The organism is Nocardioides sp. Soil805 (genome assembly GCF_001429625.1).
Lineage (GTDB): Bacteria > Actinomycetota > Actinomycetes > Propionibacteriales > Nocardioidaceae > Nocardioides.
The window spans coordinates 745,396-770,320 of the sequence record NZ_LMSU01000002.1 but is presented as its reverse complement, the minus strand read 5'-3'; the positions used below and the strand labels follow the sequence as shown (position 1 = coordinate 770,320).

24 protein-coding genes are annotated in these 24,925 nt (G+C 71.5%); 17 read left to right on the top strand and 7 right to left on the bottom strand.

Going from position 1 to position 24,925, the window contains the following annotated elements:
• Positions 1 to 85: 85 nt before the first annotated feature.
• From ASG94_RS14225 to ASG94_RS14195, 7 genes are all read left to right on the top strand, one after another.
• Complete coding sequence (locus ASG94_RS14225) at positions 86 to 763, top strand: hypothetical protein (RefSeq protein WP_056927072.1); 678 nt, start codon at positions 86 to 88, stop codon at positions 761 to 763.
• A gap of 7 nt (positions 764 to 770) precedes the next feature.
• Positions 771 to 1,292 (top strand): SigE family RNA polymerase sigma factor, encoded by a 522-nt coding sequence (locus ASG94_RS14220; RefSeq protein ID WP_056927071.1) that lies wholly within the window; start codon positions 771 to 773, stop codon positions 1,290 to 1,292.
• A gap of 44 nt (positions 1,293 to 1,336) precedes the next feature.
• Complete coding sequence (locus ASG94_RS14215; protein WP_056927070.1) at positions 1,337 to 1,876, top strand: GNAT family N-acetyltransferase; 540 nt, start codon at positions 1,337 to 1,339, stop codon at positions 1,874 to 1,876.
• 63 nt (positions 1,877 to 1,939) lie between these two features.
• Complete coding sequence (locus ASG94_RS14210) at positions 1,940 to 3,166, top strand: S1C family serine protease (RefSeq protein WP_082624184.1); 1,227 nt, start codon at positions 1,940 to 1,942, stop codon at positions 3,164 to 3,166.
• 125 nt (positions 3,167 to 3,291) lie between these two features.
• Positions 3,292 to 4,443, top strand: a complete 1,152-nt coding sequence (locus ASG94_RS14205; RefSeq protein ID WP_056927069.1) for an acyl-CoA dehydrogenase family protein — start codon at positions 3,292 to 3,294, stop codon at positions 4,441 to 4,443.
• 1 nt (position 4,444) lies between these two features.
• Positions 4,445 to 5,599, top strand: coding sequence for an acyl-CoA dehydrogenase family protein (locus ASG94_RS14200; RefSeq protein WP_056927068.1), 1,155 nt, complete (start codon positions 4,445 to 4,447; stop codon positions 5,597 to 5,599).
• Positions 5,599 to 6,771 (top strand): acyl-CoA dehydrogenase family protein, encoded by a 1,173-nt coding sequence (locus ASG94_RS14195; RefSeq protein ID WP_056927067.1) that lies wholly within the window; start codon positions 5,599 to 5,601, stop codon positions 6,769 to 6,771. The genes ASG94_RS14200 and ASG94_RS14195 overlap by 1 nt, the downstream gene beginning before the upstream one ends.
• Before the next feature lie 47 nt (positions 6,772 to 6,818).
• On the opposite strand, the gene ASG94_RS14190 is transcribed toward ASG94_RS14195, so the two are convergent.
• Positions 6,819 to 8,015 (bottom strand): PucR family transcriptional regulator, encoded by a 1,197-nt coding sequence (locus ASG94_RS14190; RefSeq protein ID WP_056927066.1) that lies wholly within the window; start codon positions 8,013 to 8,015, stop codon positions 6,819 to 6,821.
• A gap of 186 nt (positions 8,016 to 8,201) precedes the next feature.
• Here ASG94_RS14190 and ASG94_RS14185 point away from each other — a divergent pair, with 186 nt between their 5' ends.
• From ASG94_RS14185 to ASG94_RS14165, 5 genes are read left to right on the top strand one after another with little or no spacing between them, the layout of a single operon-like run.
• On the top strand, positions 8,202 to 8,963 hold the full coding sequence (locus tag ASG94_RS14185; protein ID WP_235537276.1) for an ABC transporter ATP-binding protein: 762 nt from the start codon (positions 8,202 to 8,204) through the stop codon (positions 8,961 to 8,963).
• The gene (locus ASG94_RS14180; RefSeq protein ID WP_056927064.1) at positions 8,963 to 9,667 is read left to right on the top strand and encodes an ABC transporter ATP-binding protein; all 705 of its coding nucleotides are present in this window, start codon (positions 8,963 to 8,965) and stop codon (positions 9,665 to 9,667) included. Before ASG94_RS14185 ends, ASG94_RS14180 begins: the two co-directional genes overlap by 1 nt.
• 21 nt (positions 9,668 to 9,688) lie before the next feature.
• Positions 9,689 to 10,567: a branched-chain amino acid ABC transporter permease gene (locus tag ASG94_RS14175; RefSeq protein WP_056927063.1), complete on the top strand. Its 879-nt coding sequence runs from the start codon at positions 9,689 to 9,691 to the stop codon at positions 10,565 to 10,567.
• On the top strand, positions 10,567 to 11,649 hold the full coding sequence (locus ASG94_RS14170) for a branched-chain amino acid ABC transporter permease (protein WP_056927062.1): 1,083 nt from the start codon (positions 10,567 to 10,569) through the stop codon (positions 11,647 to 11,649). The genes ASG94_RS14175 and ASG94_RS14170 overlap by 1 nt, the downstream gene beginning before the upstream one ends.
• Positions 11,646 to 12,974, top strand: coding sequence for an ABC transporter substrate-binding protein (locus tag ASG94_RS14165; protein WP_056927061.1), 1,329 nt, complete (start codon positions 11,646 to 11,648; stop codon positions 12,972 to 12,974). The genes ASG94_RS14170 and ASG94_RS14165 overlap by 4 nt, the downstream gene beginning before the upstream one ends.
• Positions 12,975 to 13,004: 30 nt before the next feature.
• Here the strand turns inward: ASG94_RS14165 and ASG94_RS14160 are convergent, their stop codons facing one another.
• Entirely contained in the window at positions 13,005 to 14,030 is a 1,026-nt protein-coding gene (locus ASG94_RS14160) for a GNAT family N-acetyltransferase (RefSeq protein WP_056927060.1), read from the bottom strand.
• Positions 14,027 to 15,721: an ABC-F family ATP-binding cassette domain-containing protein gene (locus ASG94_RS14155; RefSeq protein ID WP_056927293.1), complete on the bottom strand. Its 1,695-nt coding sequence runs from the start codon at positions 15,719 to 15,721 to the stop codon at positions 14,027 to 14,029. The genes ASG94_RS14160 and ASG94_RS14155 overlap by 4 nt, the downstream gene beginning before the upstream one ends.
• 95 nt (positions 15,722 to 15,816) lie before the next feature.
• Between ASG94_RS14155 and ASG94_RS14150 the strand changes: the two genes are divergently transcribed.
• Positions 15,817 to 17,076, top strand: coding sequence for an Nramp family divalent metal transporter (locus ASG94_RS14150; protein ID WP_056927059.1), 1,260 nt, complete (start codon positions 15,817 to 15,819; stop codon positions 17,074 to 17,076).
• 3 nt (positions 17,077 to 17,079) lie between these two features.
• Here the strand turns inward: ASG94_RS14150 and ASG94_RS14145 are convergent, their stop codons facing one another.
• Complete coding sequence (locus ASG94_RS14145) at positions 17,080 to 18,471, bottom strand: FAD-dependent oxidoreductase (protein WP_235537275.1); 1,392 nt, start codon at positions 18,469 to 18,471, stop codon at positions 17,080 to 17,082.
• Complete coding sequence (gene mgrA, locus ASG94_RS14140) at positions 18,468 to 19,511, bottom strand: L-glyceraldehyde 3-phosphate reductase (protein WP_056927058.1); 1,044 nt, start codon at positions 19,509 to 19,511, stop codon at positions 18,468 to 18,470. The genes ASG94_RS14145 and mgrA overlap by 4 nt, the downstream gene beginning before the upstream one ends.
• 62 nt (positions 19,512 to 19,573) lie before the next feature.
• Between mgrA and ASG94_RS14135 the strand changes: the two genes are divergently transcribed.
• The 3 genes from ASG94_RS14135 to ASG94_RS22415 all read left to right on the top strand — a co-directional run bounded on the left by ASG94_RS14135 (position 19,574) and on the right by ASG94_RS22415 (position 22,489).
• Positions 19,574 to 20,317 carry a sortase domain-containing protein gene (locus tag ASG94_RS14135; protein WP_082624182.1) on the top strand — a complete coding sequence of 248 codons (744 nt, stop codon included), beginning with the start codon at positions 19,574 to 19,576 and terminating at the stop codon, positions 20,315 to 20,317.
• A 16-nt stretch (positions 20,318 to 20,333) separates the two neighbouring features.
• The gene (locus ASG94_RS14130) at positions 20,334 to 21,014 is read left to right on the top strand and encodes an isochorismatase family cysteine hydrolase (RefSeq protein WP_056927057.1); all 681 of its coding nucleotides are present in this window, start codon (positions 20,334 to 20,336) and stop codon (positions 21,012 to 21,014) included.
• A 107-nt stretch (positions 21,015 to 21,121) separates the two neighbouring features.
• Positions 21,122 to 22,489: an HNH endonuclease signature motif containing protein gene (locus ASG94_RS22415; protein WP_056927056.1), complete on the top strand. Its 1,368-nt coding sequence runs from the start codon at positions 21,122 to 21,124 to the stop codon at positions 22,487 to 22,489.
• Positions 22,490 to 22,648: 159 nt separating this feature from the next.
• Here the strand turns inward: ASG94_RS22415 and ASG94_RS14120 are convergent, their stop codons facing one another.
• Positions 22,649 to 23,452, bottom strand: coding sequence for a sensor histidine kinase (locus tag ASG94_RS14120; protein WP_056927055.1), 804 nt, complete (start codon positions 23,450 to 23,452; stop codon positions 22,649 to 22,651).
• Between the two features lie 335 nt (positions 23,453 to 23,787).
• The gene (locus tag ASG94_RS21730) at positions 23,788 to 24,426 is read right to left on the bottom strand and encodes a hypothetical protein (protein ID WP_156411583.1); all 639 of its coding nucleotides are present in this window, start codon (positions 24,424 to 24,426) and stop codon (positions 23,788 to 23,790) included.
• 187 nt (positions 24,427 to 24,613) lie between these two features.
• Between ASG94_RS21730 and ASG94_RS14115 the strand changes: the two genes are divergently transcribed.
• Positions 24,614 to 24,895 (top strand): hypothetical protein, encoded by a 282-nt coding sequence (locus tag ASG94_RS14115; RefSeq protein ID WP_056927054.1) that lies wholly within the window; start codon positions 24,614 to 24,616, stop codon positions 24,893 to 24,895.
• Positions 24,896 to 24,925 lie beyond the last annotated feature (30 nt).

Sequence of the window (24,925 nt, the reverse complement as noted above, 5' to 3'; positions counted from 1 at the left end):
CGGCTGTGCGTGGCGCCGTGACGCCCGCTGCTCCGAGAGTGGTGCCGCGGCCGACCGGTCGCCCGTCCACCGTCTAGGAGACGCCGTGACCACCACCCTCGAGCCCGGTACGACGCCGGGCACCACCACCCCGACCGGACGCCGCTGGCTCCTCGCGGGTGTGGGCGCCGGCCTGGCCGGCGTCGCCTCCATCGCCGCCAGCATGGGCACCGGGGCCGTCTACGAGCCCGACATCGCGGGGGACGCCCCGGCCATCGCCGCACGGCTGGCCGAGATGACCACCCCCATCCTCGTCTTCCACGTCGCCACCATGGTCTCGGCGCTGCTCCTGGTGGTCTTCGCCGCGGGCCTGCACCGCGACATGGCCGGTCGCCTCCCGACCGGCAGCACCCTGCCGACGGTCGCCCTGTCCGGGCTGCTCCTCGTCTCCGCGGCGCAGCTGCTGGGCTCGGGGCTCACCACCGAGTTCGTGTTCGGCCTCGCCGAGGGTGACCAGCTGGTGCCGGAGGTGGGCGTGTTCTTCGGCCACTGGCTCGGGACGATCCCCTGGTTGTGGGGCACGGCCGGCCTGACGGCGGTCGCCCTGGGAATGGCCGCGCGCGCCGGCGGCTACGCCCGCTGGCTCGGACTGCTGGGCTACGGACTGGGGGCCCTCCTGCTCCTGCTGGCCGTCAGCCCGCTGCAGTACATGGCCGGGATGGTGGGTCCGGTGTGGCTCACGGTCACCGCGGTGGGCCTGCTCGCCTCCCGCCGGGGACGCTGACGTCGCCATGGACGCCGCGGTCGCGGACGACCCGTCGTTCGCCACCTGGGTGGCGGTGCGCCGGCCCGCCCTGCTGCGGGCGGCCACGGCCATCACCGGGGACCCGCACCGGGCCGAGGACGTGCTCCAGGGTGCCCTGCTGCGCGTGCTGCCGCACTGGGCCGCGATCAGGGACCCGGGGGCCGCCGACTCCTACGTGCGCCGGGCGATGCTGAACCAGCACATCAGCTGGTGCCGGCAACCGTCGTACCGCCACGAGTCGGTGCGCAGCGAGGTTCCCGAGCCCACGGGGGGTGGGCTCGGGACCTCGGTGCCGGCGAGCCGGGCGGGCGAGCTGTGGCACCTCGTCGCGGCCCTGCCGCCCCGCCAGCGCAGCACCATCGCCCTGAGGTTCTACGAGGGCCTCTCCGTCGCCGAGACGGCCGCGGCCCTGGGCTGCTCGTCCGGCACCGTCAAGTCCAACACCCACCACGCGCTGGCCCGGTTGCGGGCCATGCTGGCCCGCGACGACCTCGCGGTCGCCGGCTGAGCCCGCGCCCGAGCCCAGCGCACGCACCCGAGAGAGGCCGACCCGTGTCCCAGCCAGCCGTCCCGCCGCCCACGCCGTGGCTGCCCCCGTCCTTCGAGCACCCCACCCACGTCGAGGTCGGGCTGGGACACCACCTGCGCCCCATCCGGGCCGAGGACGTCGACCTGGACATGGTGGCCGTCATGGGCTCCCGCGAGCGCCTGTGGCGGATCTACGGCGACGCCTGGGGGTGGCCGCCCGCCGGCATGACGCGCGAGCAGGACCGGGAGGACCTCGCCCGGCACGCCGCCGAGATGCTCACCCACGAGTCCTTCAACTACGCCCTGCTCGACACCGACGAGACAGCGCTGCTGGGCTGCGTCTACATCGACCCTCCCCAGAAGCAGTCGGCACAGCAGGTGGGCGCGGACGCGGAGATCTCGTGGTGGGTCGTCGACGAGTGCGTGGGCACCGACCTCGAGGCGGCCCTCGACGACCTGGTGCCGCGCTGGATCGCCGCGGCGTGGCCCCTGCGACGACCCCGGTACGTCGGTCGCGACCTGCCCTGGGCCGAGTGGCTGGCCCTGCCCGACCTGCCCCGCTGAGGTCTCGGCACCTTCCCAGCGGGCTCTCAGCCGGCACACAGGGTGGCGGCACACACTCGGGACATGAGCACCGTGCCCCCGCCCCCGCCCCAGGACCCGACGTCCCACCCGTACGGCACGCAGGCCTACGGGACCAACCCGTACCAGCAGGCCCCGCCGGCGCCCCCGGCACCGCCGCGCCGTCGGCGCGGTGGCCTGGTGGCCGGAGTGCTGGCCACCACCCTGCTCGTGGGCGGCGGCGCCGGCTTCGGCGGGGCGGCCCTGTGGGACCAGACCCAGGGCTCCAGCACGTCGTCCACGGCGACGGCGACGGCCACGACCCCCGTCGTGGACCAGGGCGACAGCCCCGCGGCCGACGGCTCGGTCGAGGCGGTCGCCACGGCCGTCCTGCCGTCCGTGGTGACGATCCGCGTGGCCGGTCAGCAGGGTGAGGGCTCGGGCTCGGGCATCATCCTGAGCGCCGACGGCACGATCCTCACCAACAACCACGTCGTCGAGGTCGCTGCGGGCGGCGGCGGCACGGTCCGGGTCTACTTCGCCGACGGGACCAGCGCGCCCGCCGAGGTCCTCGGCACCGACCCGCTCACCGACACCGCCGTGATCAAGGCCGACGGCGTCAGCGACCTCACCCCCGCGACCATCGGCAAGTCGGCCAACCTCGACGTGGGACAGGACGTGGTCGCCTTCGGCGCGCCCTTCGGCCTCGACTCCACCGTCACCAGCGGCATCGTGAGCGCGCTGGACCGCCCCGTCAACGTCGGCACGGACAGCCAGGGCAACTCCACGACGTACCCCGCCATCCAGACCGACGCGGCCATCAACCCCGGCAACTCCGGTGGCCCGCTGGTCGACATGACCGGCGCCGTGGTGGGCATCAACTCCTCGATCCGCACGGCGTCGCAGAGCACCAGCGAGCAGGGCGGCTCGATCGGCCTCGGCTTCGCCATCCCCATCGACGAGGTGATGCCGATCGTCGACCAGATGATCGCCGGCGACACCCCCACGCACGCGCGCCTCGGGATCCAGGTCGGCGACTCCGGCACGGCCGCCGAGGGTGCCACCGGGGCCCTGGTGAAGGAGGTCAGCGACGGCTCGACCGCAGGCGAGGCGGGCCTGGAGGCCGGCGACGTCATCACCCGGGTCGAGGACCACGCCATCACCGACGCCGACTCGCTGGTCGCCACCATCCGGTCCTACCGGCCCGGCGACAAGGTCGAGGTCACCTGGACCAGCGGCGGCCAGGAGCAGAGTGCCACGCTCGCGCTCGACTCGGACGCCGCCACGAGCTGAGCCGACCGGCCCAGTGCCCCGGGGGCCCCCGCCCCCGGGGCACTGGGCGCTGCGCACATCGCCTCCTGTGGCGGTCCGCGCCATGATGGGGAGCGCCCCACCCGGCGACGACCCAGAGGAGTCCCATGCAGCTCGAGCTGTCCGCCGAGGACGCCGCGTTCCGCGAGGAGATGCGCACGTTCTTCACCACCGAGTTCCCCCAGGAGATCCGCGACACGGTGCTGGAGGGTCGCCACCTCACCCGTGAGCAGATCGTGGAGAGCCAGCAGGTGCTCAACAAGGCCGGGCTGGCCGTCCCGCACTGGCCCGAGGAGTGGGGCGGGCGCGGGTGGAGCGACCTGCAGCGACACCTGTGGCACGAGGAGATGCAGAGCGCCGGTGTGCCGATCCCGCTGGCGTTCAACGCCTCCATGATCGGTCCGGTGCTGGCGCAGTTCGGCACCCAGGAGCAGAAGGAGCGCTTCCTCCCCGCCACGGCCAATCTCGACATCTGGTGGTCGCAGGGCTTCTCCGAGCCCGACGCGGGCTCGGACCTGGCCAGCCTGCGCACCACCGCCGTCCGCGACGGCGACGACTGGGTGGTCAACGGGCAGAAGACCTGGACGACCCTGGGCCAGTACGGCGACTGGATCTTCACCCTCGTGCGGACCGACCCCGACGTGAAGAAGCAGGCCGGTATCTCGATGCTGCTCATCGACATGACGCTGCCGGGCGTCGAGGTGCGCCCCATCGAGCTCATCGACGGTGGCCACGAGGTCAACGAGGTCTGGTTCACCGACGTCCGGGTCCCCGGCGACATGCTCGTCGGCGACCTCAACGGCGGCTGGACGATCGCCAAGTTCCTGCTCGGCAACGAGCGCGTCGGCGTGGCCCCGGTGGGCCTCACCAAGCGGGCGCTCGCGACCCTCAAGGCCAACGCCGGCGACCGGCTCGACGATCCCTACGTCCGGGCCCGCATCGTCGAGATCGAGAACGAGCTGCTCGCCCTCGAGCTCACGGCCCTGCGCGTGGTGGCGCACTCCGCCGGCGGCGAGCCGCACCCGGCCTCGTCGGTGCTCAAGCTCAAGGGCACCGAGCTGCAGCAGGCCGTCAGCGAGCTGGCCGTCGACCTGGCGGGGCCGGCCTCGATCGCCTCCGGCGCCGACGACGACTCCCCGCTCGCGGGCTGGGCCCGCCGCAGCGCCCCCACCTACCTCAACCTCCGCAAGGCGTCGATCTACGGCGGGTCCAACGAGATCCAGCGCCAGATCATCGCCCGCACGATCCTGGGACTCTGACATGGACTTCACCTACGACGACGAGCAGCAGGCCTTGCGCGAGGCCGTGCGCGGCCTCCTCACCAAGCAGTACGGCGACTACGAGGTCCGCCGCCGGACGACCGCGCAGGACCCCGGCTTCGACGAGGACCTGTGGGCCCGCCTGGCCGAGATGGGCGTCCTGGGCCTGCCGTTCGCCGAGAGCGACGGTGGCGTCGGCGCCGGTCCGGTCGAGATCGGCATCGTGTGCCGCGAGCTCGGCCGGGTGCTGGCCCCCGAGCCCTACCTGACCGGGGTGGTGCTGGCCGGTGGGCTGGTGTCGGCCGCGGGCACCGCCGAGCAGCGCGCCGAGGTCCTCGGGGCCGTCGCGGCGGGCGAGCGGGTGCTCGCCGTCGCCCACGACGAGCCCGACGGCCCGCGCTGGGCCATCGACGCCCCCGGGACCACGGCCACCCGGGACGGGGAGGGCTGGACCCTCACCGGTGCCAAGGACCCGGTCCTGCACGGCGCCCGCGCCGACCAGGTCGTGGTCACCGCCACCCTGCCCGACGGCGGCACCGGCCTGTTCCTCGTCGACTTCACGAGCGACGGCGACACCGCGGAGCGCACCGGCTACCCGACGTACGACGGGGGGCGCGCCGCCCGGCTCGTCCTCGACGCGACGCCCGCCGTGCCGCTCGGCGACGCCGGCACCGACCGGTCGGCGACGATCGCCACGATGCTCGACCTCACCCGGGTGATGGCCGCCAACCAGGCGCTCGGCGTGATGCAGGCCCAGCTCGCGGCCACGACGTCGTACCTGACGAGCCGCAAGCAGTTCGGCGTCACGCTCAACACCTTCCAGGCGCTGACCTTCCGCGCCGCGGACATGTACGTCTCGCTCGAGCTGACCCACAGCGTCGTCGACTGGGCGACGATGACCATCGCGTCCGGTGACCGCGACGCCCTGCGGGACGCGGCCGCCCGGTGCGCGTTGCAGACCAGCCGGGCCTCGCGGCACATCGGCCAGGAGGCCATCCAGCTGCACGGCGGCATCGCGATGACCGCGGAGTACTCCGTGGGCACCGCTACCGCCCACCTCACGGTGCTGGACCACCTCTTCGGCGACGGCGACCACCACCTCGGCGCCCTGGCCGCGGGCGTCACCGACCACGACACCCTGGAGGCGTTGGGCTGATGGACCTCTCCCTCTCCGACGAGCAGCAGGCCTTCCGTGACCTCGCGCGCAGCTTCCTGGACAAGGAGGCGGTCCCGCACCGCACGCAATGGGACCGCGACGAGGCGGTCGACCTCGCGATCGTGCCCAAGATGGCCGAGATCGGCTTCTTCGGCCTGACCATCCCCGAGGAGTACGGCGGGCTGGGCGGCGACTACGTCACCTACGCGCTGGCCATGGAGGAGCTCGGCCGGGCCGACTCGGCACTACGCGGGATCGTGTCGGTGAGCAGCGGCCTGGTCGGCAAGTCGATCCTCTTCTTCGGCTCCGAGGAGCAGAAGCAGGAGTGGCTCCCCCAGCTGGCCACGGCGAGCAAGCTGGGCTGCTTCGGCCTCACCGAGCCCGACACCGGCTCCGACGCCGGCAACCTCACCTCGCGGGCCACCCGCGACCCTTCGACAGGCTCAGGACAAGCGGCTGACTGGGTGCTCAACGGCCAGAAGCTGTTCATCACCAACGGCACCTGGGCCGACGTGGCCCTCGTCTTCGCCCGCACCAGCGACGACGGACCGCGCGGCGTGACGGCCTTCCTCGTCCCGACCGACACCCCCGGCTTCGAAGCCCGTGAGATCAAGGGCAAGCTCGGGCTGCGCGGCCAGGCCACCGCCGAGCTCTTCCTCACCGACGTGCGCGTCCCGGCCTCGGCCGTCCTCGGCGAGGTCGGCAAGGGCTTCAAGATCGCCATGAGCACCCTCGACAAGGGCCGGCTCGCCGTGGCCGCCGGCTGCGTCGGCATCGTGCAGGGCTGCCTGGAGACGGCCGTGGAGTACGCCACCACCCGCACCCAGTTCGGCAGGCCCATCGCGTCGTTCCAGCTGGTGCAGGACATGCTGGCCGACATCTCCGTCGACGCCGACGCCGCGCGGCTGCTCGTGTGGCGTTGCGCCGACCTCGTCGACCGGGGCGAGCCCTTCGGCACCGCGGCGTCGAAGGCCAAGCTCTTCGCCTCCGAGGCCGCCGTCCGCGCCGCCAACAACGCCATCCAGGTGCACGGCGGTGCGGGGTACGTCGACGACTACCCGGCGGCGAAGTACCTGCGCGACGCCCGGGTGATGACGCTCTACGAGGGCACCTCGCAGATCCAGAAGCTGCTCATCGGTCGGGCGGAGACGGGCATCAGCGCCTTCGTGTGACCGGCGCTCGCGCCGCGTGCGCGGTGCTCGCGCCGCGTGCGCGGTGCTCAGGCTGCGTGCGCGGTGACCGCCAGCCACAGCAGCATCTTGTCGCGTGGGTCGGCGAGGTGCCGGCCGGTGAGGCGCTCGATCTGCTTCATCCGATAGATCACCGTGTTGCGGTGGCAGTAGAGCTCCTCGGCCGCATGGGTCGGCGACCCGTCGTGCGCGAGCAGGGTGCGCAGGGTCGCCAGGAGGGTCTCGGCCTGGGGGTGGTCGAGCAGGTCGCCGAAGGCCTCGGCCATCAGCAGCGGCGTGACGTGCGAGTCCCCGGCGAGCAGGACCTCGGGCAGCCGGTCGGTCACGCCGACCGCGTCGCAGTCGCCCGGCGTCAGCGTCTCGGCGGCCCGTAGCGCCAGCTGGAAGGCCGTGCCGAAGCCCGCGAGGCCCCCGCTGCTGCCGGCGACCGCCGTACGACCGGTGGCCACCGGGGCGAGCAGGCCCACCAGGACCGCCTCGTCCGGCAGCGCGCCGGACACCAGCCCGTAGGCCACGCCCGAGCGGACGTGCCAGTGCGAGACGAGGCCATGCCGGTCCAGCCGGTCCTCGACCGGACCGACCGCGTCGGCGCCCTCGCCGTCGGCCAGCACCACGACGCAGGACACAGCGTGGTCGGTGCCGACGCCCAGGGCGGCCCGCGCCCCGACGGCGAAGGACGGGTCACCGCCGCGGCCGTCGACGAGGCCGTCGAGGACCGTCTGCTGGCGCTGCTGGTCGCGGCGCTGCACCCGGGCCCGCTCACGGTGGTAGGCCTCGATGAGGACGGCGTTCTGCACGTCGAGGTTGGCCCAGACCCCGCGGGCCGCGCCGAGCAGGTCGGCGTCGGGCACGTGCTCGTGTCGCGTGGCCGTCTCGGTCAGTGCCTCCCACAGGACCCGCGCGCCCATCGTGTAGGCGTTGAGGACCAGCTCCAGCGGGACGCCCTGGCGGGCCCGTCGCCGACCGGTCTCGCGCCACAGCTCCACCGCGGTGGCGGTGTCGGTGCTGACTCCCGACAGGTTCTGCAGGCCGCGCCGGATGTGCTCGCGACAGCTGTGCCGGACGTCGTCGGGCAGGTGCGGGCTGATCGTGCGGTAGGCGTCGACGTCCCTGGCCAGCAGCCGTGAGGAGATGACGTCGGCGATCTCGTCGGCGCGGTGCAGCACCAGGCGCCAGGCCCGGGCCACGGCATCGGGCTCCGGGTCGGTCCACCGCACGGCGCTCACGCCGCACCCTCGCTGATGCTCTCGCTGCCCCGGGACACGACGCCACCGTGTCACTCCCCGCACACAGTGCGCCAGCGCGACGGAGGTTTCCGGGACGGATCTTGTGCGCCGCGCCCAATGTGTTCGCCGCCCGGGATGGCGAGAGTGGTGCGCATCACATCTCGGACCCGGAGGTCAGACGCGCTCGTGACCGAACTCCAGCTCAGCGGCATCACCGTGACCTTCGGTGGGCTCACCGCCCTCCAGGACGTCGGCCTCACCGTCGGCCCCCGCCAGGTGCACGGCGTCATCGGCCCCAACGGTGCCGGTAAGACCACCCTGTTCAACGTCGCCTGCGGCTTCGTGCAGCCCGACAGCGGCGACGTCGTACGACGCGGGGAGCGGGTCGAGGGCCTGCGACCGCGCGACCTGCCCCGCCTCGGGATGGCCCGCACGCTCCAGGGGCTCGGTCTCTTCGACCGGATGACGGTGCTCGACAACGTCATGGTCGGCGCGGACCATCACGCCCGCTCCGGCTTCCTCGGCGGGCTGCTCGCCCTCCCCCGGGCCGGCGCCGACGAGCGGGCGCTGCGCGACCGGGCGCGCTCGGCGCTCGAGGACCTCGGCGTCGCGGCGTACGCCGACCGCTACCCGCCGAGCCTGCCCTACCCCATCCGCAAGCGGGTGGCCCTGGCCCGGGCCCTGGTGTCCGAGCCGGACCTGCTGCTCCTCGACGAGCCCGCCAGCGGGCTCTCCGCCGCGGAGATGGAGGAGCTCGGCGACCTCGTGCGGACGCTCACCGAGCAGATGTCGGTGCTCCTCGTCGAGCACCACATGGACCTGGTGATGAGGGTCTGCGACGAGATCACCGTCCTCGACTTCGGCCGCGTCATCGCCCACGGCACCCCCGACGAGGTCCGCCACGACCCCGCGGTGCTGGCCGCCTACCTCGGGGAGGACGTGCACTGATGCTCACCCTCAGCTCCCTCACCGCCGGCTACGGCCCGGTCACCGCGCTGGAGGACGTCTCCCTGACCGCCCGCGAGGGCGAGATCACCGCCGTCCTCGGGGCCAACGGCGCGGGCAAGACCACCCTGCTGCGGACCGTCTCGGGCCTGCACCGGGCCAGCAGCGGGACCATCGACCTCGGCGGGACCCGCCTGGAGTCGGTGGCTGCGGAGAAGATGCCCCGGCTCGGCCTGGCCCACGTCCCGGAGGGGCGCGGCGTCATCACCGAGCTCACCGTCGAGGAGAACCTCCGCCTCGGCGGCCTCGGTCGCGGCGGCCGGGTGTCCGCGGCCGACCTCACGCGCATCTACGACCTCTTCCCCGTGCTGGGCGATCGCAGCGCCGCCCTGGCCAGCACCCTGTCGGGCGGTGAGCGGCAGATGCTCGTGATCGGCCGGGCCCTGATGGCGCGGCCGACGATGCTGCTGCTCGACGAGCCCTCGCTCGGGCTGGCGCCCCGGATCGTCGCGCAGATCTTCGGCCTCGTCCGCACCCTCGTCCGCGAGGAGGGACTCAGCGTGCTGCTCGTCGAGCAGAACGCCCGCAGCGCCCTGTCCGTCGCCGACCACGGCGTCGTGCTCAACCTCGGCCGCGTGGTGGCCGACGCCCCCGCCGACGAGCTGGCCGGCGACGACCAGCTCCGCCACGCCTACCTCGGATTCTGACCCCCCACCAGGAGCCCCCCTGTGCAGCAGTTCCTCAACACCGCCCTCAGCGGCCTGACGCTGGGCATGGTCTACGCCGCCTTCGCCCTCGCGCTGGTGCTGATCTGGCGCTCGACCCGGATCGTCAACTTCGCCCAGGCCCCGATGGCGATGCTCACCACCTTCGTCGCCCTGGTCGTCATCGACGCCGGCCACTCCTACTGGCTCGGCTTCGTCGCCGCCCTGGTCTCCGGCCTGGTGCTCGGCGCCGTGCTCGAGCGGGTGGTCATCCGGCCCGTCGAGGGGAAGGCCGAGATCAACGCGGTGATCCTCACCCTCGGGCTCTTCATCGTCCTGCACGGGCTCGCGGCCGTCGTCTTCGGCAACCGCTACCGGTCCTTCCCCGCGCCCTTCGGCCTCGAGGGGCTGACCGTCGGGAGCACCACCATCGCCCTCAACGGCTTCGGCATCTTCACCATCGTGTCGGTGCTGGTGGTCATGGGCCTGCTGGTGGCGCTGTTCCGCTTCACCGACGTGGGACTGAGGATGCGTGCGTCGGCCTTCAACTCCGAGGTCGCCCGGCTGCTCGGGGTCAAGGTCGGCGCCATGCTCACCCTCGGCTGGGCGCTGGCGTCCCTGGTCGGCTCCCTCGCCGGCCTGCTGATCGCCGGCGGCAGCCTGGTGCACCCGTCGTACATGGACTCGGTGGTGGTCTTCGGCTTCGTCGCCGCCGTGCTCGGCGGCCTCGACAGCCCGCTGGGCGCGGTCGTCGGCGGCCTGATCCTGGGCCTCTCGCTGAGCTTCGTGAGCGGGTACGTCGGCAGCCAGCTCGTCGCCCTCGCGGCCCTGGTGATCCTGATGCTCGTCCTCACGCTCAAGCCCGGCGGCCTCTTCGCCCAGGCCGCGGAGCGGAGGGTCTGATGCGCGACCGGATCACCGCCGTGCGCCGCAACGTGCTCGCCCGGCACCTCTTCCTCGCCCTCGTCGGCCTCCTCGTCGTGGTCGTCGTGGTCGAGAGCATCTCCGACTACCGCAACACCCAGCTCGCCTCGATGGCCTACCTCGGCATCGCCGCCGGCGGACTGACCGTGCTCACCGGCACCAACGGCCAGCTCTCGCTGGGCCACGGCGCCCTGATGGCCATCGGCGCCTACACCTCCGCGCTGCTGCTGCCCGACAGCGACTCGTCGCTGCCGCTGAGCCTGGTCATCCTCGCCGCGGTGGCCGTCACCCTCGTCGTCGGTGCGGCGGTCGGGCTGGCGGCCGCCCGCCTGCACGGCCCCTACCTGGCCGGCGCGACGCTGGCCCTGGCGGTGGCGGTGCCGGGCATCGCGCTCTACTTCAAGGAGACCCTCGGCGGGGAGCAGGGCCTGCGCGTGGTGATGCCCGACATCCCGGTGTGGGTGCTCGACCTGGCGTTCTTCGTGACCGGCCAGGACCTCTCCCGCTCCCGCTACACGGCGTACGTCGGGTGGCTGACGCTGATCGTCGTCTTCGTGCTGCTCGCCAACCTCAGCGCCGGACGCACCGGCCGGCGTTGGCGGGCCGTGCGCGACGACGAGGTCTCCGCGGAGCTGGCCGGCATCGACCTCGGGCGCGCCCGCGTCTCCGCCTTCATGGTGAGCGCCGCCGCGGCGGGCGCGGCGGGCGCGATCCTGGCCTTCACGGTCAAGCTCGCCGCCCCCAGCGCCTTCACCCTGACCCTCAGCCTCACCCTGCTCGCCGCGATCGTGCTCGGAGGGCTGGGCAGCCTCGCCGGGGCCCTCATCGGCGCCGCGCTGCTCACCTTCCTGCCGAGCGTCGTCACCGACGTCGGCCGCAGCGCGGGACTCAGCGACATCCAGGCCGCGGAGCTGGCCCCGCTCGTCTACGGGCTCGTGATGGTCGCCGTCATCCTCCTCGCCCCCGCGGGCATCGTCGGCTCGCTGCGCGGCGCCGTGCAGCGCTCGGCGACCACCCGTCGTACGACCTCACCCACCACCACGAAGGGAACAGCATCATGACGAGACACATCCGGGGTGGCGGCCCCTTGGTCGCCACCCTCGCCGCGACCCTCGCCCTCACGGCGTGCGGGGCGGGCGGACGCGACAGCTCCGACGGCGAGGCCGCCGCGGACACCCCGGGCGTCACCGACGACACGGTGACGATCGGCGGCACGTTCCCGCTGACCGGCGTCGCCGCCCCGGGCTACTCCGAGATCCCGACCGGCGCCCAGGCCTACTTCGACTACGTCAACGAGCAGGGCGGGGTCCACGGCCGCCAGATCGACTACATCGTCAAGGACGACGGCTACAACCCCACCACCACCAGCACCGTGACCAACGAGCTCGTCCTCAAGGACGAGGTGTTCGCCACCGTCGGCTCGCTCGGCACGCCCACCCAGGCGTCGGTCGCCGACTACCTCAACGACGAGGGCGTCCCGCAGATGATGGTGTCCTCGGGCTCGCTGCAGTGGGGCGACGACGTGGAGAACCGGCCGATGACCTTCGGCTGGCAGCCCGACTACGAGTCGGAGGGCAAGATCATCGGCCAGTGGGTCGCCGAGAACATGCCCGACGCCAAGGTCGGCCTCTTCCTCCAGGACGACGACCTCGGCGAGGACGCCGAGAAGGGCGTGCGCCAGTACGTCGACGACCAGATCGTCGCGGTCGAGCGCTACACCTCCGGCAACACCGACGTGGCGCCGCAGGTCTCGGGCCTCCAGGCCAAGAAGGCCGACCTGGTCCTGGCGTTCAACACCCCGTCCTACACCGCGCTCAGCCAGCTGGTGGCGCTCAAGACGGGCTACAAGCCGCAGTGGTTCTACGCCAACATCGGCTCCGACCCGGCGCTGGTCGGCTCGCTGCTGGAGCGCTTCTCCGAGGGCGCCGTCGACGGCGACTCCACGGCGCTGGACGGCGTGATGACGACCGAGTACATCCCCGGCGTCGACAACCCCGAGGACCCGTGGGTCCAGCTCTGGCAGAAGGTGTGGGACGAGCACGGAGAGGACGGCGAGCTGACCAACTACCGCATCTACGGCATGTCGCAGGCCTACGCCTTCGTCCAGGCGCTCGACGCCGCCGGCGAGGACCTCACCCGCGAGGGCCTCGTCGAGGCCGTCGAGGAGGGCGGCACGGACTGGGACGGTCCCCAGCTCGCACCGTTCCGCTACAGCGCGGACAGCCACATGGGCATCTCCGGGATGCGGATCCTCGAGCTCGAGGGCGGCAAGGGCAAGCCGCTGACCGACGTGCTGGTGACCGACATCGGCGACGCCGAGATCACCACCGACGACTCCGGGTCGGCCGACGACGCCCCGCCGGAGAACGGCGTCCCGACCAGCTGAGGCGGACCCGGCTCGGGGACACCCGGCGCCTCACCCCAGGCGCTTCTGGAAGTCCCCGAGCCGGGCCACCGGCACGAAGCCGAGCGCCTCGTTGACACCGATCATGTGCGCGTTGACCTCGGCGTTGTAGGTCGTCAGCCGGCGCACGTCGGGCCGCTCGTCCTGCAGCAGGCGCAGGTTGGCGACCTTCACCGCGACCCCGAGCCGGTGGCCGCGGTGCTCTCCCCGGACGAGGGTCCCCCACTGGTAGGCCCTCCCCGGCTCGTGGACCGTGGTGGCGAGGTCGGTGTAGGCGACCACGACGCCGTCCGCGTCGAGGGCCACGGTGTTGTACTTCGTGCGCCCCTGCTTCGCGATCGTCGTCTCGCGCTCGCGCACCACGTCGGGGCTGACGACCTCCGGCTCCAGGTCGAGGTCCCCGGTCGGCGCCTCGGTCGCCAGGCTCGAGGTCACCTCGGCCCAGCCGGCGAGCAGGTCGTCGGGCACCGGCCCCGCCCACGACCGCAGCGTGTACGACGAGTGCGCGCGCGCCGCGTCGCGCGCCAGGCGGTCGAGGAGTCCCGCGGGCACGGGAAGGTGCAGCTCGCGCTGGACCTCCGAGAGCGCGAGCATCCAGCCGCGCGCGGCGGCGAAGCCCGGCCCGGACGCGCCCGCCCCGTCGGACCCCGCGTCGTACGGCCAGGACGCGAGGCCGTTGAGGACCCGGCGACCCCGCTCGCGGGCGACCGACTCGAGGTGCGCGAGGACCGTCGAGCCGTGGCCGCGACGCCGGTGCGCGGGCAGCACGTGCACCGTCATCTCGGCCAGCTCGGGGTTGTCGAGCAGCGGGGTCCGCATCCAACCGGCCGCGACGGTCTCGCCGTCGACGACGCCGCACCAGCCGCCGCTCCAGGAGTGGGACCCGCCGTCGCGCATCGCGGCCCGGACCTCCTCGAGCTGCCACGTCGTCGCGACGTCGCCGAGCTCGTGCCGCTCGGCGACCTCGTACACGTGATGCCACGCGCCGAACGCCGCGTCGTCGTCGGGATCGAGCTCCCGGACGTCGAGGTCGCTCATCGGACCCGGGCCACCCGGCCCTCGTCCCAGACGGGTCCGTCGGACTCGTAGACCTCGCCGTCGGCGCCGTAGACGAGGAACCGGTCGAAGCCGCGGGCGAACCACCGGTCGTGGGTGACCGCGAGCACGGTGCCGTCGAAGGCCTCCAGGCCGCTCTCCAGGGCCTCGGCACTCTGCACGTCGAGGTTGTCGGTGGGCTCGTCGAGCAGCAGCAGCGTCGCCCCGCTCAGCTCCAGCAGCAGGATCTGGAAGCGCGCCTGCTGACCGCCGGACAGCGACTCGAAGGTCTGCTCGCCCGCGTGGGCGAGCTCGTAGCGGTCCAGCACCCGGCTCGCCTGCTCGCGACCCATGCCGGCGCGGCCCTGCCCGGCGGGCTGCCCGTCACCGCGGTGCAGGATCTCCAGGAGGGTCCGGCCGCGCAGCTCGGGGTGGTCGTGGGTCTGCACGAACCAGCCCGGGCGGACCCGGGCCCCCAGCTTGGCCGACCCGGTGTGCGGCACCGGGGCGGGCGGCTCCCCCACCGGGCGGTGCTCGACGTCGGGGTCGCTGCCGCCGGCCGCGAGCAGCCGCAGGAAGTGCGACTTGCCCGAGCCGTTGGAGCCGAGGACCGCGACCCGCTCGCCGTACCAGACCTCGAGGTCGAAGGGCTTCATCAGGCCGGTCAGCTCGAGGTCGGTGCACACGACGGCACGCTTGCCGGTGCGCCCGCCCTTGAGCCGCATGCTGACCTGCTGCTCGCGGGGCTGCTCGGTCGGCGGGCCGGCCTCCTCGAACTTGCGCAGCCGCGTCTGGGCGGCGCGGTACTGCGAGGACATGCCGTCGTTGTACTCGGACTTGATCTTGAGCCGCAGCACCAGCGCCTTGATCTTCGCGTGCTCCTCGTCCCAGCGCCGGCGCAGCTCCTCGAAGCGCAGGAACCGGTCCTCGCGGGCCGCGTGGTAGCTCGCGAAGCCGCCGGGGTGGGTCCAGACCGTGTTGCCGGCGGCACCGAGCTCGACGGTGACGATCCGGGTCGCGGTGTTGGCCAGCAGCTCGCGGTCGTGGCTGATGAACAGGATGGTCTTGCCCGACTCGCGGATGCGCTGCTCGAGCCAGATCTTGCCGGGCACGTCGAGGTAGTTGTCCGGCTCGTCGAGCAGCAGCACCTCGTCGGGACCGCGCAGGAGGTACTCCAGGACCAGCCGCTTCTGCTCGCCCCCGGACAGGGTGGACAGCGAGCGGTGCCGGGCCCGGTCGTAGGGCATCCCCATCGAGGCCACGGTGCACGTGTCCCACGTGACCTCGAGGTCGTAGCCGCCGGCGTCGGCGTACTCGCCCAGCGCCTCGGCGTAGCGCATCTGCGTCGCCTCGTCGTCGGTGTCCATGAGCGCGAGCTCGCACTCGTCGACCGCCCGCGCGGCGGCCTGCACCCGGGGCGGCGCGACGCTGAGCAGCAGGTCGGCGACCGTCTCGTCCATCCCGCCGTGGCCGACGAACTGGCGCATCACCCCGAGCCCGCCGGAGCGGGTGACCGCCCCGGCGTGCGGGACGAGGTCGCCCGTCACGATCCGAAGCAGCGTCGTCTTGCCGGCGCCGTTGGCACCCACCAGGGCGACCTTCGCACCGTCGCCGACCCGGAAGCCCACATCGTCCAGAAGCACTCGTCCGTCGGGCAGCTCGTAGCGCACTCCCGACACATCCACATGTCCCACGTCGGCCATTGTCCGTGACGCGTGGGCGCGGAGCCACGCGTTAAATCCGGCGGGCGGCGTGTCGCGAGTGGTCTGGACCACCCTAGGGTGGGCCCATGTCCGTCCAGAACCAGCAGACCACGACCACCGTCCCGAAGTGGCGCGTCATCGGTCCGGGCCTCGTCGTCGCCGCCACCGGCGTCGGTGCGGCCGACCTCGTCGCCACCCTGATCGCCGGGCAGAAGTTCGGCTACACACTGCTGTGGTGCGTGGTCGTCGGGTGCCTGATGAAGATCGTCCTGGTCGAGGGCGCGGGCCGCTACTCGCTGTCCACCGGGCGCACGATCTTCGAGGGCTGGCGCTCGCTGGGCATCTGGACGACGTGGTACTTCGCGCCGTACATCGTGATCTGGGGCTTCGTGTACGGCGCCGCCGCCATGGCCGGCACCGGGCTCGCGCTCGCCGGGCTCACCGGCGTCCTCTCGGTGACGTGGTGGGGCATCATCTCCGGGCTGATCGGGCTCGCGCTCGTGTGGACCGGTCGCTACAGCACCTTCGAGAAGGTGCTGGCGGCCCTGGTCGGGCTGATGTTCGTCACCATGGTGGGCGCCGCGCTGCTGGCCACGCCCAACATCCCCGAGCTGCTCACCGGGCTGGCCCCGCGCATCCCCGACGGCGGGCTGGTCAACACCCTGGCCCTCGCCGGTGGCGTCGGCGGCACCATCACCCTCGCGGCGTACGGCTACTGGCTGCGTGAGAAGGGCTGGTCCACCCCGGCGTACATGCGGGTCATGCGCATCGACAACACCGTCGCCTACGTCGTGACCGGCATCTTCGTGCTCGCCACCCTCATCGTCGGTGCCGAGCTCCTCTACTCCACCAGCGTCGCCATCGAGCAGGGCGACGCCGGCCTGGTCGACCTCGCGGTGGTGCTCCAGGACCGCTACGGCCAGTGGGCCGGCAAGGTCTTCCTGATCGGCTTCTGGGCCGCCGCCATGTCGTCGCTGGTCGGCGTGTGGAACGGCGTCTCGCTGATGTTCGCCGACTTCATGACCAACGTGCGCGGCGGTCACAGCGACGACGCCGACGCCCGCGCCGGCGGCAAGTGGTACAAGGCCTACATCCTGTGGCTGACCTTCCCGCCGATGGCGATGCTCTTCCTCGGCAAGCCGGTCTGGCTGATCCTGGCGTACGGCGTGCTGGGCGCGTTCTTCATGCCCTTCCTCGCCGTCACCCTGCTGTGGCTGCTCAACACCGACCGCACGCCCGTCGAGTGGCGCAACAAGCTGCACTCCAACGTGCTGATGACGATCATCGCGCTGGCCTTCGTGGCGCTGTGCGTCAACGAGGTGCGCAAGGCCGTCGCCGGGGTCTAGCCCTCAGATCCGTTCGGCGACCCGGCGGGCCGCGATCTGCAGGACGTCCCACGTCGACGAGAACGGCGGGGCGTAGGCCAGGTCCATCCACGCCAGGTCGTCGACCGTGCCCTGCGCCCACAGGACGGCGGCGGCGGTGTCGACGCGCTTGCCGGCACCGTGGCCGCCGACCACCTGGACGCCGAGCAGCCGCCGGGTGTCCCGGTCGGCCATCACCCACACCGCGATCGGGTCGGCCTCGGGCATGTAGCCGGTGGCGGTGGTCCCCTCGGTCACCAGCGTCACGGGGTCGTGGCCGGCCTCCTCGGCCTCCGCGCGACCCAGGCCGGTGCGCGCGATCTCAAGGTACTGCCCGCCCGCGGCGAAGCGGGTGATCGAGGTGTCCACGATCCCCTGGAAGGCCAGCTCTCCCCCGGCGAGGCTGTCCCCGAGGGCGCGCCCGTGCTTGGTGGCGTGCGTGCCGAGGGGCCGGAAGACCCACCGGTCGTCGATGCGACGGCGCACCTCGCAGCAGTCGCCCGCCGCCCACACCCCGTCGGCGACGCGGCCGTGCGGGTCCGGGCGCAGGGCGCCGTTGTCGGCGGTCTCCAGCCCCGAGCCGGTGAGGAAGTCCGTGCCGGGCCGGACCCCGATGGCGAGCACGACGAGGTCGGCGTCGCGCTGGTCCCCCTCCCAGCGCACCCCGGTCACCCGCTCGGCCCCCGCTCCGTCCTGCGCCACGTCGAGGCCGGTCACCTCGACACCGAGCACGACCTCGGCGCCGGCGTCGCACAGCGCCACGGCCACCCGCTCGGACATCTCGTCCTCGAGCAGCGCGAGCCCGCGCCCGCGGGTCACCACGGTCACGCCGAGGCCACGGCGCAGGGCCGCCTCGGCGACCTCGACGCCGATGTAGCCGGCCCCGACCACCACCACGTGCGCACCGTCGCCGGCGGCGTCGAAGCGGTCCAGCCAGGCGGCACCGTCGTCGAGGGTCTTGACGGGCCCGACCATGTCGTACGGCGTGCCGTCGGGCCGCAGCGCCCAGTCGGGCACGATCGCCGGGGCCCCGGTGGCCACCACCAGCTCGTCGTACTCCAGGGTCTCGCCGGCGGCCGTGGTCACCGTGCGCGCGGCGACGTCGGCCGCGACCACCTCGGTCCCGAGCCGCAGGTCGATGCCGGCCGCGCGGTGCTGCTCGGCGGTCCGGGCCACGAGCTCGTCAACCGAGCCCACCTCGCCGGCCATCCAGTAGGGGATGCCGCAGGCGGAGTACGACGTGTGGGTGCCGCGGTCGAGGACCGTGATGGCGAGCTCGTCGCCGGTCCGCCGTGCCGTGCGCAGGGCCTGGTGGGCGGCCGACATGCCGGCGGCGTCGGCGCCGACCACCACGACCCGTCGTGGTGCCGGGCTCACTCCTCGGTCTGCTTCGCCCAGAGGTTGACGCCCGAGTCGACGGCGTGCCGGTCGATGGCGGCCAGCTCGTCGTCGGTCAGCGGCGGCCCGTCGAGCGCGTCGAGGTTGGTGTCGAGCTGCTCGACGCTGCTCGCCCCGATCACGGCGCTGGTGACGCGCCGGTCGCGCAGTGCCCACTGGAGGGCGAGCTGGGCCAGCTTCTGGCCGCGCTGCTGCGCGATCTCGTTGAGGGCGCGGACGCGGTCGAGCACGTCGTCCTCGAGACCGGCCAGCGTGCTGTCGTCGCGCGCGGCACGGCTGTCCTCCGGGACGCCGTGCAGGTAGCGGTCGGTGAGCAGCCCCTGGGCGAGCGCGGTGAAGACGATGCAGCCCATCCCCTGCTCCTCGAGCTCGTCGAGCAGGCTGCGACCGCCGTTGGCGGGGGTCTCGATCCAGCGGTTGAGCATCGAGTACGAGGGCTGGTGGATGAGGAGCGGGGTGCCGAGCTCGCGGGCGATCGTCGCCGCCTCGTGCGTCCGCTCGGCGGAGTACGACGAGATGCCGGCGTACAGCGCGCGGCCGCTGCGGACGGCCGTGTCGAGCGCCATCATCGTCTCCTCGACGGGCGTCTCGGGGTCGAAGCGGTGGCTGTAGAAGATGTCGACGTAGTCCAGGCCCAGCCGCGCCAGCGACTGGTCGAGGCTGGCCAGGACGTACTTGCGGCTCCCGCCCCCCTGGCCGTACGGGCCCGGCCACATGTCCCAGCCGGCCTTGGTCGAGATGACGAGCTCGTCGCGGTGGGACGCGAAGTCGTCGCGCAGGTAGCGTCCGACGTTCTCCTCGGCGCGGCCGTAGGGCGGGCCATAGTTGTTGGCCAGGTCGAAGTGCGTGACACCGCGGTCGAAGGCGCGGCGCAGGATGGCCCGCTGCGTCTCCTCGGGACGGTCGGTCCCGAAGTTCTGCCACAGCCCCAGGCTCAGGGCGGGGAGCTTGAGCCCGCTCCTGCCGGTGGGGCGGTAGTCCATCGAGTCGTAGCGGTCTTCGGCTGCCTCGTACGTCATGCGCCCACTCTTGCAGGTGCGATCACGCCGCCCGGCTTGTGCGCCGCTCCTAGCGTGGGGGGATGGCAGGCGTACGACGGGTGGTCGGGCTCGCGCTCGGCGGCGCCCTGGTGGCGTCCGGGTGCTCGTCCCCGTCGGCCGCTCCCCGGGGTGGCCCGGAGCCCCGCACCGCGCCCGCTCCCGCCTCGCCGTCCGCCTCGTCGTCCACCCCGTCCGGCACCCCGTCCCCGTCGTCGCTGCCGACCACGCCCGCGCCGTCGACTCCCTCGCCCTCGACGGCCACCCCGCGGCCGGAGCCGCGCCGGGCCTTCCTCACCGTGCCGCGGCTCGGGCTGCGGGACTTCCCGGTGGTGCACTACCGCGGGTCGCCCGACGACGCGGCGGGCACCGCCCTCCAGAACGACGGCTCGCTCGCCTCACCCCGCGGTCCCGGCGGTGGGGTCGCGGCCGGGGAGGTGGGCAACCACATCGTCACCGGCCACCGACTGTCCTCGACCCAGCCCTTCCGCTACCTGCCGTCGCTGCCCCGCGGGAGCCGCGTCCTCGTGCGGGTGGGCGACACGGTGCACGTCTACGAGGTACGCCGCACCCGCTGGACGTCGTTCCGCTCCGAGGACTCCCTGGCGGCGCAGCGTGCCCCGGTCCCCGGGCGACCCGGCGTCGAGGCCAGGCGGGCGATGATCACGCTCTCGACCTGCGCCACCCTCGAGGACCACGCGGCCGGCAACTACTGGGCCGACGAGTTCGACAACCCCGAGCACCGGATCGACAAGATCGGCGTGCTCGTCGCCTCGCGACCCGCGTGACGCCTACCCTCCGCCCATGACCAGCACCGACGTCGCCTTCCACGACTGGCACATCGAGGAGCGCGAGTACCTGCGCCTCGAGGAGCGCCGAGGTCGTCGCCACGCCTTCGAGACCCTGGACCCGACGCGCACCGCGCTGGTCGTCATCGACGTCGTGCCGTTCTTCGTGGAGGAGTCGGCGTACTGCCGCGGCATCATTCCGCAGGTCAACCTCCTCGCCGAGGAGCTGCGCTCCGCCGGGGGCACGGTGGCGTGGGTCGTGCCCGGCTATCGCGAGCCCACCCCCCGCGACCGCGAGCACCGGGGAGAGGAGATCGCCGAGCGCTACGCACGGTCCGGAGGTCCCGGCACCCCGGCCGAGCGCCTGTGGCCGGAGCTCGCGGTCGCCGACGGGGACGTCGTCGCCGAGAAGACGGCGTACAGCGCCTTCTTCCCCGGGAGCAGCGACCTGCCCGCCCTCCTCGCCGCGCGTGGCGTCGACACCGTCGTCGTGACGGGCACGGTCACCAACGTCTGTGTCGAGGCGAGCGTCCGCGACGCGGCGACTCTCGACCTCCGGGTCATCCTCGTCGCCGATGCCTGCGCCGCGACGCGCGACCGCGACCACAACGCCACGTTGCACGTCGTCCACCGCTCGTACGGCGACGTGCGCCCCACCGCCGAGGTCGTCGACCTCATCCGCGCCGGGCGTCGTTGAGCGCTTGCTCCCGGCGTCCTGGAAGTCCTCGAAAGTCGTGTCCACATGCCGGTCCATCCGGCTGTTTTCGCCGTCTGATTGTCGGTGGTCCCTGCTTGGCTTGAGCCATGACCAAGACCGCCGCACCCGCGCTGCCGGAGACTCCGGCCGCGCTGCTGCGCGCGGTCCGAGCCTCCCGCGAACGGGCCGCGGCGGAGGACGTGGAGATGATGCGTCTCGGCGTGCACTGGGCAGACCTGCACCTGGCGGACCCGGAGTTCGCCGAAGCCTGCTTCACCTCGCCCAAGACGTTCGCAGGTGAGGGATCCCCGGCGATCGACGAGTTCTGCGTCCCGGAGTTCGCGACGATGCTCGGTCGCACCAACGACAGCGCCGGCCACTTCCTGTCCCAGTGCGTGGAGCTGGCCTACCGCCTGCCCCAGCTCTGGGGTGCCGTGCAGGCGGGCCTGGTTGCCGGGTGGCGGGCCCGGCTGATCGCGGACACCACCATCGACCTGACCCTGGAAGCGGCGACGTTCGTGGACGAGCAGGTTTTCTGGTGCGCGTCCCGGCTGACGCCCGCGCAGCTGGGGCGTGTGGTGGACGAGGCGAGGGTGCGGTTCATGCCCGACCAGGTTGCTGACGCGCTCGAGAAGAGCGCAGACAAGCGGCACGTCACCTTCGACACCGAGCAGGCGTCGTACGACGGGACCATGGGACTGGAGGCGAGCCTGGAGATCCCCGACGCGCTCGCCCTGGCCGCCGCGGTGAAGTCCGGCGCCGAGCACCTGGCACGTCTTGGGTCGACCGACACCGTCGACGGCAGGCGCGCGACCGCGCTCGGCGACCTCGCTCGACACCAGCTCAGCATCGGGTTCGACGAGGACTCCCCGGTGAGTGAGGTGCCGGCGCAGCGAGCCTCGGCACCCGTCACCCAGGTCGTGCTCCACGCCCACCTGTCGGCCGACGCCATCACCCACCACGACAAGACGACCAACAGCACCGGCAAGGAGCTGGTGGCACGGGTCGAGCAGGCCGGCCAGCGAGTGCTGTCGGTCGAGCAGATCCGCGCCTGGTGCGGACGCCCCGATGCCCAGGTCGTCGTCAAGCCCGTCATCGACCTCCGGGACCGCCTCGAGTGCAAGGGCTACGAGCCCACAGAGAAGATCCGTGAGCACGTGATCGTCCGCGACGGGACGTGTGTGTTCCCGTGGTGCGGACGCAACGCGAGGCGATGCGACCTCGACCACGTGATCCCGTACGACCACGACCACCCCGAGCGCGGCGGACTGACGTCCACCGACAACCTCGCTGCGCTGTGCCGGCGGCACCATCGGTTGAAGACCCACGGCCGATGGCGCTACGAGATGACCGAGCCGGGCGTCTTCACCTGGACCAGCCCCTTTGGCTTCACCTACCTGCGCGACTACACCGGCAGCCGAGCCACCGGACGCGCCTGGCCCGAACCCGGCACCTCGCACCCGCCGGACCTCTGACCACCACGCCCCGGACCCCGCCCACGCGACACCGGCGGGGCCGCAGGCGTATCCGGATGCCATCTCGGCATGTGTGACCCGTGGCCCCGCTCTCTCTGTGCCGATCGCGGGTTCCCCAGACGTTCCCTATCCGTCTGGAAGGCGACTAGCAGCCATTAGTCACTGCGCCCGCTGGAGCCGGACGTTAAAAGTGGTTCGGAAGCGGCCAGGGAAGCGCCCATCCTCGGTGTCGTCCTGCTCGACTTGAAGCTCCAGATCTAACGCGTCCGAAATCTGCTTTGCCGCGGCTAGCCCAACGCCGAGACCCGTCATCTCAATAGCTCTCGCCGCTTTTGCGCGATATTTAGGAAGGAAGATCTGTTGTCGTTCATGTTGCTCGATGCGCGGGCCGAGGGACGTGAAGGTTATCGAGATGTGGTCCTCAAGTTCGTTGAAAGTTACGGCAGCCGAAGAACTTGGTGGCGAATACTTCACCAGATTGTCTAGAAGTCCTTGGAAGACCGCCCCAATCGCCTTATCATTGTAAAAGACGGAGGAGTGGCAAGTCCCTTCGAGACGAACGCGCAGATCCTTTTCCCTTGCCTGCCAGTCGTATATCCTGAGGTACTTGAGGAAGAAGGAATGAACCTTGAATCGACGTTCACTTCCATGAACAATGTTGATCTCGTTGAGAAAGACCATCGAATCCATCTTCAACAGCATCAGTTCCGTCGAGTAGTAGATCGCCCCTTCGGTCGGCAACTTGTCCGCCGCCTCCGACGGGGGCAGGTCGGGGTATCGGTCATGCAACAGGGACTCCGCATGACCACGAACCAACTTGACTAACTGCAGGAAGTCGTGACTTTGATTCAAGTTGTCAGCAAAGTCCTGGCGCAGCTGTTCCGCTAGCGAACGAAGGAACTCAGGATCGGTCTCCAATCTCGCAAATGCTTCTTGCCGCGCGGCCTCCATGTCGTCAACCACGCCGACCCCGAGCCTGCGTGCGGCCTCGATGGAGGACCTTAGGGTTGCTGCACGCACATGTCGCTGCGGTTCCCGTCGAATCCGTTTGCGCGCCCTCTGAGTGGTGGCAGGAAGGTCTGACGTGACAACGCCGGCAACGACGCGGTTGTCATCGACACGTGCGTAGGTGAGCCCGAAACGGCATTGCTTTGAAATGCCGACGGGCGCTCCATCGTCTTTAACGCACTCGCGAGTAGGGCAGTATTGACAGTCCGCGTGAACCGGAAACAGCGATCCGTCTGTTACTCCACTGGACGTGATCGTTGGATAGGGGAACAGGGGCCATGGGCCAATTGTCACGATGACACCGCACCGACCACTCGGATGCCGATGGTAATAACATGCGTAATGAGCTCAGCCTTCTCTTGATCAGTCAACGAGGAACTTAAGTAGCGACGCAAACCGTCCGCATTGCCTTTCCTAAACCCACGGAGGGCTAGTGGCACAGCGCGAGGTGCTAGCGCAGCACTTTCGCCTAGTTCTCGATTCATGGCGGCAATGAAGTAACCTGGCGTCGCATGACGCACTAGTAGTTCATCGACCTTTTCCTTATATTCGAGATAGCTCATGCCCTTATCGAAGACGGCGTCGGCCAGCGTTAAGTATTCAGTGGAGGACACCGCCTGAGGCTGGGCAGAGTAAATAATCACCGCTTGCGCCGGGTTTGCCTTCTTAATGTGTTTCAGAATTCCGAGGCCCTGAAGGTCCGGACTTTCAACAAGGCCAACCCCCTGAATATCAAGCAGAATAACGTCCCAATCACCGTCCGTTAACTGCGTCATGTTTCGGATCGCTGGCCACCGTTCAAAGTGATACCCGTCGCGCGTAAAGCTTCGCTGAGCTGGGAACGCTTGATCGTCGATGACAAGGATCCGCGACTTCCTTCGCACCTGCTCGATGTCCGGTTCGCCTGGAACGGGGGCTCTTCTCCACATGGAGGGAGCCTATGGCCGCGGGAGCGAAGCCGCATCCTTAACCTGAACTGGCCAACCGACGACCAACGAACGCTTTGAAGAGTCTCGCGATCGCTTTATCCGCCGCACGCACCCGCGGCGTACGGGCTGGTTGCGCCGACGTGCCACGATGAACCCGTCCGCGCCACCCGACACGAACGGAACTCACATGGGCCTCATCTTCCCCGTCGCCGAGGACACCCCCGACGACAAGGACGCCTCGTTCGAGGACTTCGCGACCGACTGGTCGGACACCTGGATGGTCGAGGTCGACACCGACTTCGACGACGACGAGGCCGGCGACGTCGTCCGTCTCGGCCCCATGGGCGCCCAGGCCGCGTGGGACCTCGCGAGCGCCCTCGACGACAAGCGGTCGGAGTGGACGATGGTGATCCTGCCGCTGTTCTCCGACACCGACGTCGACGCGATCATCGAGCAGATCGAGTCCTGACCGACCAGTGACCCCGACGCCGGGCGCCCG